At 68.0% G+C, this 8161-nt stretch carries 8 protein-coding genes; 4 read left to right on the top strand and 4 right to left on the bottom strand.

The genetic code is table 11. The annotated features are described in order from the left end of the window. Positions 1–223: 223 nt before the first annotated feature. The 4 genes from msrQ to Q5Y72_RS15645 form a co-directional block, all read right to left on the bottom strand. On the bottom strand, positions 224–844 hold the full coding sequence (gene msrQ / locus Q5Y72_RS15660) for a protein-methionine-sulfoxide reductase heme-binding subunit MsrQ (RefSeq protein ID WP_305964365.1): 621 nt from the start codon (positions 842–844) through the stop codon (positions 224–226). Next, positions 844–1743 carry a protein-methionine-sulfoxide reductase catalytic subunit MsrP gene (gene msrP / locus Q5Y72_RS15655; protein WP_305964364.1) on the bottom strand — a complete coding sequence of 300 codons (900 nt, stop codon included), beginning with the start codon at positions 1741–1743 and terminating at the stop codon, positions 844–846. Before msrP ends, msrQ begins: the two co-directional genes overlap by 1 nt. Before the next feature lie 172 nt (positions 1744–1915). After that, positions 1916–3967 (bottom strand): DNA helicase RecQ, encoded by a 2052-nt coding sequence (gene recQ, locus Q5Y72_RS15650; protein WP_305964363.1) that lies wholly within the window; start codon positions 3965–3967, stop codon positions 1916–1918. Further along, on the bottom strand, positions 3967–4263 hold the full coding sequence (locus Q5Y72_RS15645) for a YggT family protein (protein ID WP_504222735.1): 297 nt from the start codon (positions 4261–4263) through the stop codon (positions 3967–3969). Before Q5Y72_RS15645 ends, recQ begins: the two co-directional genes overlap by 1 nt. A 131-nt stretch (positions 4264–4394) precedes the next feature. Here Q5Y72_RS15645 and Q5Y72_RS15640 point away from each other — a divergent pair, with 131 nt between their 5' ends. Genes Q5Y72_RS15640 through Q5Y72_RS15625 form a run of 4 tightly spaced genes read left to right on the top strand, consistent with a single transcriptional unit; the run spans position 4395 to position 8106 of the window. Then, the gene (locus Q5Y72_RS15640; RefSeq protein ID WP_305964362.1) at positions 4395–4955 is read left to right on the top strand and encodes an acyl-CoA thioesterase; all 561 of its coding nucleotides are present in this window, start codon (positions 4395–4397) and stop codon (positions 4953–4955) included. A gap of 51 nt (positions 4956–5006) precedes the next feature. Next, a complete protein-coding gene (locus Q5Y72_RS15635) occupies positions 5007–6377 on the top strand; it encodes an MFS transporter (protein ID WP_305964361.1) in 1371 nt (456 codons plus the stop codon). Then, positions 6374–7237, top strand: a complete 864-nt coding sequence (mepA, locus tag Q5Y72_RS15630; protein WP_305964360.1) for a penicillin-insensitive murein endopeptidase — start codon at positions 6374–6376, stop codon at positions 7235–7237. The genes Q5Y72_RS15635 and mepA overlap by 4 nt, the downstream gene beginning before the upstream one ends. Then, positions 7210–8106, top strand: a complete 897-nt coding sequence (locus Q5Y72_RS15625) for an esterase-like activity of phytase family protein (RefSeq protein ID WP_305964359.1) — start codon at positions 7210–7212, stop codon at positions 8104–8106. Before mepA ends, Q5Y72_RS15625 begins: the two co-directional genes overlap by 28 nt. Positions 8107–8161 lie beyond the last annotated feature (55 nt).

The following is an 8161-nucleotide window of genomic DNA, read 5'->3' as shown; positions in this document are numbered from 1 at the left end:
TGAACCGGAGCGCCAATCCCTTAGCGCTTTGTCCAGCCGCTTGCTTCCTGATTTCTTCCGCAGTTTCAGGCTGTTGCCTTCCGCTCCGGCCCGTTCCGGCGTTCCCGTCGTCTCGGTGAGGCGGTATTTACGGATCGGGGCCGGTGGCCGCAAGGGGGTTTCGACGAAAATTTTCGCCGAACCGTCATGTTTCCGGCAAGTAACTGAATTTACATAATTTATTTCAGGCCCGCTGCGCCCGGATGCGCATGAGGGGGCGCGGAACCACGATCCGCAGGCCGAGAAGCACCAGAATCACCGCCAGCCAGACCACCGGTTCGACAGGAAATGTCTTCAGCGCCCATATCCAGTGCAGCGTCACCAGCGGCGCCGCCAGGTAGACCAGCCGATGCAGGCGCCGCCAGCCCGCGGCCCCGATCCGCCGGACCGACAGGTTGTTCGAGGTGATCGCCAGCGGCAGCAGGATCAGCAGCGCGGTCATTCCGAACAGCAGATAGGGACGCTTGACGACGTCCTTCGCCATCTGTGCCCAGAGAAAGCCCATGTCCATGCTGAGCCAGGACAGCACATGGAGCCCTGCATAGGTAAAGCACAGAAGCCCCAGCGCGCGGCGGAATCGCATCAGGCTGATCCCTGCGATCCGCAGCAGCGGCGTGACCGCGAGGCTGGCCACCAGGAAATACAGCGCCGTGCGTCCCAGCCGGTGTTCGATGTCGCGGATCGGGTCGATGCCCAGCCCGCCGGTCAGCGCGTCGCTGACCAGCAAGGCCAGCGGCACCAGCCCCCCCAGCCAGACCGACCAGACCGGAAGACGCCGCAATCTGTCATTCAGCACGCGTTGCATCAGTAGTTCTTCGCCAGGTCCATGCCGGCATAAAGGGCGGCGACCTGATCGCCATAACCGTTGAACATCAGGGTTTCCTGACGGCCGCCGAACAGGCCCGCGCCGATCTTGCGTTCGGTCGCCTGGCTCCAGCGCGGATGATCCACCTTCGGATTGACATTCGCGTAGAAGCCGTATTCGGACGGCTGCAGCGCGTTCCAGGTCGAGACCGGCTGCCGTTCGGTCAGCGTGATGCGGACGATCGACTTGATCGACTTGAAGCCGTATTTCCAGGGCACCACCAGCCGGATAGGGGCGCCGTTCTGGTTGGGCAGCGGGTCCGAATACAGCCCCGTCGCAAGGATGGTCAGCGGATGCATCGCCTCGTCCAGCCGCAGCCCCTCGCGATAGGGCCAGTCGAGGATCGGGCGCTTCTGGCCGGGCATCTCCTCGGGACGCACCAGCGTCTCGAACGCCACATATTTCGCCGAGGGGCTGACCCCGGCCTTCTGCAGCACCGACGCCAGCGGCACCCCGATCCAGGGCACGACCATCGACCAAGCCTCGACACAGCGCAGCCGGTAGATACGCTCTTCCAGCGCATTGGCGGGCGCGAGGTCGTCGACCGAATAGCCGCCCGGACGCTCGACCAGCCCGTCGATCTGGACGGTCCACGGATCGGTGGTCAGCGCCCCGGCATTGCGGGCGGGGTCTTCCTTGCCGGTGCCGAACTCGTAGAAATTGTTGTAGTTGGTGATTTCCTCGAAGCTGTTCGGCTTCTGGTCCGTCGAATAGGCCGACGGCTTGCCGGTCAGCGCATGGGCCGGCGCCACCGCCAGCGCGGCGCCCGCGGCAAGAAAGCTGCGCCGGTTGAGCCAGTCGGCCTTCGGCGTCACATCCGACCATTTGAGTTTCATCATTTCTCTCCGATCCGTGGGTTCCCCGGCACGCGGCCCGTCAACGCATAGTCACGCATCCCGGGCCGCAGCCGCGCATCACATTTCCATGACCATACGCCGGTGACGCGCCCGGCGTTACAGGTCGCGTCGATGACAACGGCGTGACGGCCTGGCCGGTGCCGCGCCGGACGGATCAGGGGGTCTCTGAGATTGCGGCGAGAAAGGCGTCGCCAAAGCGGTCCAGCCGCGCACCATCCAGATGCCGCGCGAGGGCCGCGCGATCCTGCGGGCGGGCCTCGGCGATCCGCCGGATCTGCGCGGTCGTGCAGGACAGCGGCTTGTCGGTCCCGGCCTCGCCGCGCAGCAGGGCATTCTGCTGTTCGACGAGACGGTCGAACAGCTGCCCCGCCGGCTTCCCGGCCAGGGCGCGGCGATGCGGATGCATCGCGGGCTGTTCGCCGGCGATCACCGCCAGGAAGTCGCGACCATAGCTTTCCAGCTTCTTCGCGCCGACGCCGTTGATCTGCGCCATCTGGTCCAGATCGGCGGGTCGCCTTGTGGCCATTTCGGCCAGGGTGCGGTCGGGGAAGATTACATAGGCAGGCACCCGCGCCGCCTCGGCCAGCGCGCGGCGCCTGGCCTTCAGCGCCGACAGCAGCGGTTCGTCCTCTTCGGGAACCTGCGAGCGCAGCACATTGGCGGGCTTCGGGCGCAGGGTCGTGTCGTGGCGCAGGGTCACGCCGGCCTCGCCGCGCAGGACCGGATGCGCCGCTTCGGTCAGGAACAGGGCGCCGTGGCGTTCGGGGTCTGGGCGGCACAGGTCCAGCCCCATCATCTGCCGGAAGATCGCCTGCCATTGCCCGCGGCTGTGATCGCCCCCCACCCCGAAGGTCGGCAGGCGGTCATGGCCGCGGTCGCGGATCTTGTCGGTCGAGGTGCCGGTCAGCAGGTCGATCAGATGCCCCGACCCGAACCGTTCCCCGGTGCGCAGCATCGCAGACAGCGCCTTGCGCACCGCCTCGGTGGCGTCGAACAGGCGCGGCGGATCAAGGCAGAGGTCGCAATTCCCGCAATCCTCGGCCATGTCCTCGCCGAAATAGGCCAGCAGCCGCCGGCGGCGGCAGCCCGTCGCCTCGGCCAGGCACAGAAGCGCGTTCAGCCGCGCGTGATCGGCGCCCTTGCGGGCATTGTCGGCCAGCCCCTCGTCCACCTGCGTCCGGCGCAGGCGGATGTCGTCGGGTCCGTACAGCGTCAGCGTCTCGGCCGGATCGCCGTCGCGGCCGGCGCGGCCGATCTCCTGATAATAGGACTCGATGGATTTCGGCAGGTCGGCATGCAGCACCCAGCGGATGTCGGGCTTGTCGATGCCCATGCCGAAGGCGACGGTCGCCACCACGATCAGGCCGTCCTCGCGCTGGAACCGCCCCTCGACCTCGCGGCGCGGCGCGGCCTCCATCCCGCCATGATAGGCGACGGCGCTGTGGCCCTCATCGTTCAGCGCGGCGGCCAGCGTCTCGGTGCGCGCGCGCGAGGCGCAATAGATGATGCCCGACTGGCCGCGGCGCGCGGCCACGAAGCCCAGCAGCTGGTTGCGCGGGCTGTCCTTGGGCTGGAAGGCAAGCCGGATGTTGGGCCGGTCGAAACCGCGCAGGAAGGTCGCCGGCTCGCAACCATCGAACAGTCGGGCGACGATCTCGGCCCGTGTCTCGGCGTCGGCGGTGGCGGTAAACGCAGCCAGCGGCACGCCAAGGGCCCGCTTCAGATCGCCGATGCGCAGGTAATCGGGCCGGAAATCATGTCCCCACTGGCTGACGCAATGCGCCTCGTCCACGGCGATCGCGGTGACGCCCGCGCGGCGCAGCAGCGACAGCGTGCCGCCCGAGGCCAGCCTTTCGGGCGCCATGTAAAGCAGCTTCAGCCCGCCCTGCCCCAGGGCCTCGAACACGGAATCGGTTTCTTGCTGGGTGTTGCCGCTGGTCAGCGCACCTGCGGCCACCCCGGCCTCGCGCAGCGCCCGCACCTGGTCGCGCATCAGCGCGATCAGCGGCGAGATGACCACCGTCACCCCCTCGCGCATCAGCGCGGGCAGCTGGTAGCACAGCGACTTGCCGCCCCCCGTGGGCATGATCGCCAGCACGTCGCGGCCCTCTGCGACCGTCTCGACGATCTCGTGCTGACCGGGCCGGAAGCCGTCGAAGCCCCAGACCTGTCGCAGAAGATCGTCGGCGATCATGTCCCTCGGCATCACATGCCGTAGAAGAAGCCGGCGTTGTTGGCCAGGGCGCGTTGCAGGATGATGATGACGATGAACACAACCAGCGGCGCCAGATCAAGGCCGCCGGTATTGGGAAGGATGTTGCGGATCGGCCGGTAGATCGGTTCCAGCAGCCGGTTCAGCCCGTCCCAGATCTGCGCGACGAGGGGCTGGCGCAGGTTCAGCACCTGGAAATTGATCAGCCACGACATGATGATGTGGACGATCATCACGAACCACACCACCTGAAGGATAAGTTGCAAGGCCTCGTACAGCGTTCCCATCATTCCCTCGCCACAGCAATCGCGCCCTGTATGGCGGCGCCGACCGCCGCGTGCAAGCCGAATGCCGCTGCGTCCCGGTTGACCCCGGCCAGTCCCGCCGCCACCCAGCAGGCAGCGACGCAAGAGGAGATCCGATGTATCCGCTGTTCCGGTTCGCGAAGGAAATGGTCAAGGTTCGCGGGGCGCCGGCGCTGGCGCCAGGGCAGGCGCATGTCTCGACGCATCTGTGCTGGCCCTGGGATCTCGACCCGTGGATCGAGCTGAACAACGGCCGCACCCTGACCCTGTTCGACCTGGGCCGCATTCCGATGGTGGCGCGCAGCGGGCTGGTGCCGGTGCTGCGGCGGCAGGGCTGGGGCCTGACGGTGGCCGGCAACACCACGCGCTATCGCCGCAGGATCCGCATGTTCGACCGCTTCACGATGATCTCGCAGATCATCGGCTGGGACGATCGCTTCCTGTATATCGAGCAGTCGATGTGGAAGGGCGCGGAGTGTTGCAACCACATGCTGCTGCGCGCCGCGATCACCTCGTCCGCCGGGATCGTGCCGCCCGCGCGGCTGGCCGAGGCCGCCGGCCGCGATCCCGCCAGCCCGCCGCTGCCGGACTGGGTCCTAGGCTGGATCGCCGCCGACGCCACCCGACCCTGGCCCCCGGAAGTGCCAGCCGCCGCGAAAGCGCACTTGCCAGCCTGACCCCGCCCGGGCCTTATGTGCCCGAGGCAGGCGCAGGCAAGGAGCATCGGCATGAACCGCAGGCGGATCTGGGGCTGGTGGTTCTTCGACTGGGCCAGCCAGCCCTATCACACGCTGCTGCTGACCTTCATCTTCTCGGTCTATTTCTCCGAGGTCGCCAAGCGTCATTTCATCGGGCTCGGCGACAGCAGCGCCATGGCCGGCGCGAATGCGCAGGCGCTGTGGGGCTATGGGCTGTCGGTCGCGGGCATCCTCATCGCGCTGCTGGCCCCGGTGCTGGGCGCGATCGCCGACACATCGGGGCGCAGGCTGCCCTGGGTCTGGCTGTTCTCGGTTTTCTATGTGATCGGCGCTGCCGGCTTGTGGATGCTGACACCCGACCAGCCGGCGCTGATCCGCGCGGTGACGCTGTTCGGCATCGGCCTGATCGGGGTCGAGTTTGCCACCATCTTCACCAACGCCATGCTGCCCGGCCTCGCCCCGCGCGCCGAGATCGGGCGGCTGTCGGGATCGGGCTACGCCTTCGGCTATCTGGGCGGGGTGGCGGCGCTGGCGATCATGCTGGCGCTGTTCCAGGAGACCCCGAACGGGCGTACCCTGCTGGGCATCGCGCCGATCCTCGGCCTCGACCCCGATCAGCGCGAGGGCACGCGCTTCGTCGGCCCCTTCGTCGCCATCTGGTATGCCGTCTTCATGCTGCCGTTCTTCCTGTGGGTGCGCGAACCGCGCGGGCCGCGCCAGCCGATCCGTATCGGCCTTGCATTGCGCGATCTCGGGGCGTTGATCCGCAGCCTTCGCCATCGCCGCAGTCTCGCCGGCTGGCTGCTGTCCTCGATGCTGTCGCGGGACGCGCTGAACGCGCTTTACGGATTTGGCGGGGTCTATGCGGGCACGGTGCTGGGCTGGCCGGTGTTCCTCGCGGGGGTCTTCGGCGTGGTCAGCGCGATTTCGGCGGCCCTCATCAGCTGGCTGGGCGGGCGGGCCGACCGGCGCTGGGGGCCGCGGCCGGTGATCGTGGCCTGCACGCTGGTGCTGATGGCGGTCTGTGTCGTGCTGGTCGGCATGGATCGCACCAGCCTGTTCGGCATGGCCATCCCCGACCGCGCGCTGCTGGGGAACCTTGGCCTGCCGGATGTGACCTTCTTTGTCTGCGGCGCCCTGATCGGCGGCGCGGGCGGCGCGCTGCAGGCGGCCAGCCGCACGATGATGGTACGCCACACCAGCGAGGATCGCGCCACCGAGGGCTTCGGCCTCTATGCCTTGTCGGGCAAGGCCACCGCCTTCCTTGCGCCTTTCCTGATCGCCACCGTCACCGACCTGACCGGCAACCAGCGCGTCGGCATCTCTCCGTTGATCGTGATGTTTCTTCTGGCGCTGGTTCTGCTAGCTTGGGTCAAACCCGAAGGAGAGGTCCCGCAGTGATCCGCAAAATCCTGACCGCCGCCGCCATCATGGCCGGCCTGGCCCTGCCGGCGCAGTCCGATCCGCTTGCCAAGGACGTGTTCGGCTCGTTCCGGGCCGCGTCGCAGGGGCCGGCGGTCGCCGTCGGCTTCTATTCGAAGGGCTGCGGTCAGGGCTTCGTTCAGCTGCCCGAATCCGGGCCCAGCTGGCAGGCGATGCGGCTGTCGCGTAACCGCAACTGGGGCCATCCCGACCTCATCAACTTCCTCGTCGGGCTGTCGCAGGCCGCCCAGCAGGCGGGGTGGCGCGGGCTTTACATCGGCGACATCAGCCAGCCGCGCGGCGGGCCGATGACCTCGGGTCATGCCAGTCACCAGATGGGGCTGGATGCCGATGTCTGGATGCTGCCGCCCCCCTCCCTGAACCTGACGCCGGCGCAGCGCGAAAGCCTGTCCTCGGTCTCGGTCACCGACAGCCGCGGGGTGGCGCTGTCTGGCAACTGGACGCCCGGACACATGTCGATCATGCGGGCAGCGGCCCGCGATCCGCGGATCGAACGGATCCTCGTCGATCCGGTGGCCAAGGTCGCGATGTGTCAGGCCGAGCGTGGCGATCGGTCCTGGCTCCGCAAGATCCGACCGATCAACGCGCACAATTATCACTTCCATGTCCGCATGGCCTGCCCCCGCGGCTCGATCTGCGAGCGGCAGGACCCGCCGCCGGCGGGCGACGGCTGCGCCGAGGCGGCCGAGTGGGTCCGCAACCGTATCGACCCCAGCCGCGTCAAGCCGGTCCCCGCCGATCCGAATTATCGCCACCCGCGCACCTTCCGCCTCAGCGAATTGCCCTCCCAGTGCCGAAACGTCGCCGCCGCGCGCTGATCGCGGCCCTGTCGACCTGCCTTGCCGCGGTCGGCGCCGCTGCGCCGGCGGCGACGCTCGATTATGTCGGCACCTATGTCTGGCGCGGTGACGAGCCAAGCTTTGGCGGCTTCTCGGGGATCGAGATCTCGGCCGACGGGCGCGGCTTCCACGTGCTCAGCGACCGGGCCTGGCTGTATTGGGGCAGCATCGACCGGGACGAGCAGGGCCGGCTGCGGGGCATGAACATCGCCGGCCGCGCGCATCTGAAAGACAGCAAGGGCGAGCCGCTGAAGCCCGGCTATCTCGGCGACAGCGAGGGGCTGGCGATCGGCGCGGACGGCCGCATCTGGGTCAGCTTCGAGGGGCTGGACCGGCTGGCCTCCTATGACGATCCCGATGCCCCGGCGCGCCGCCAGCCCCGTCCTCCGGACCTGCCCGGAATGCGCGTCAATGCCGGCCTCGAGGCACTGGCGATCCGCGATGACGGCAGCCTCATCGCGCTGCCGGAAAAGTCTGGGCGCGAAAGCCGGCCCTTTCCGGTCCTGCGTTTCGCGGACGAGACGTGGCGCACGATGACCCATCTGCGGCGCGATCCGCGCTGGCTGGCGGTCGGCGCGGATTTCGGCCCGGACGGCTATCTCTACCTGCTCGAGCGCGACTTCCACGGCCTGCTGGGCTTTTCCTCGCGCGTCAGGCGGATGCGGCTGACCGAGGACGGCCCGCGCGACGAGGAAATCCTGCTGGAGACGCAGCCCCTGCAATATGACAATCTGGAAGGGCTTTCGGTCTGGCATGACGGGCAGGGCATCCGGCTGACATTGATCTCGGACGACAATTTCCTGATCGTGCAGCGCACCGAACTGGTCGAATACCGCCTGCGCGACTGAGAAAGCCGCGATTGACAAGCCCGGCCGGTTGCGCGTATGCGCGCCGCTGTCCTGC

It is taken from the genome of Paracoccus spongiarum (assembly GCF_030732095.1).
Lineage (GTDB): Bacteria > Pseudomonadota > Alphaproteobacteria > Rhodobacterales > Rhodobacteraceae > Paracoccus > Paracoccus spongiarum.
The sequence above is the reverse complement of the archived record's forward strand: the minus strand, read 5'-3'. Positions and strand labels throughout refer to the sequence as shown.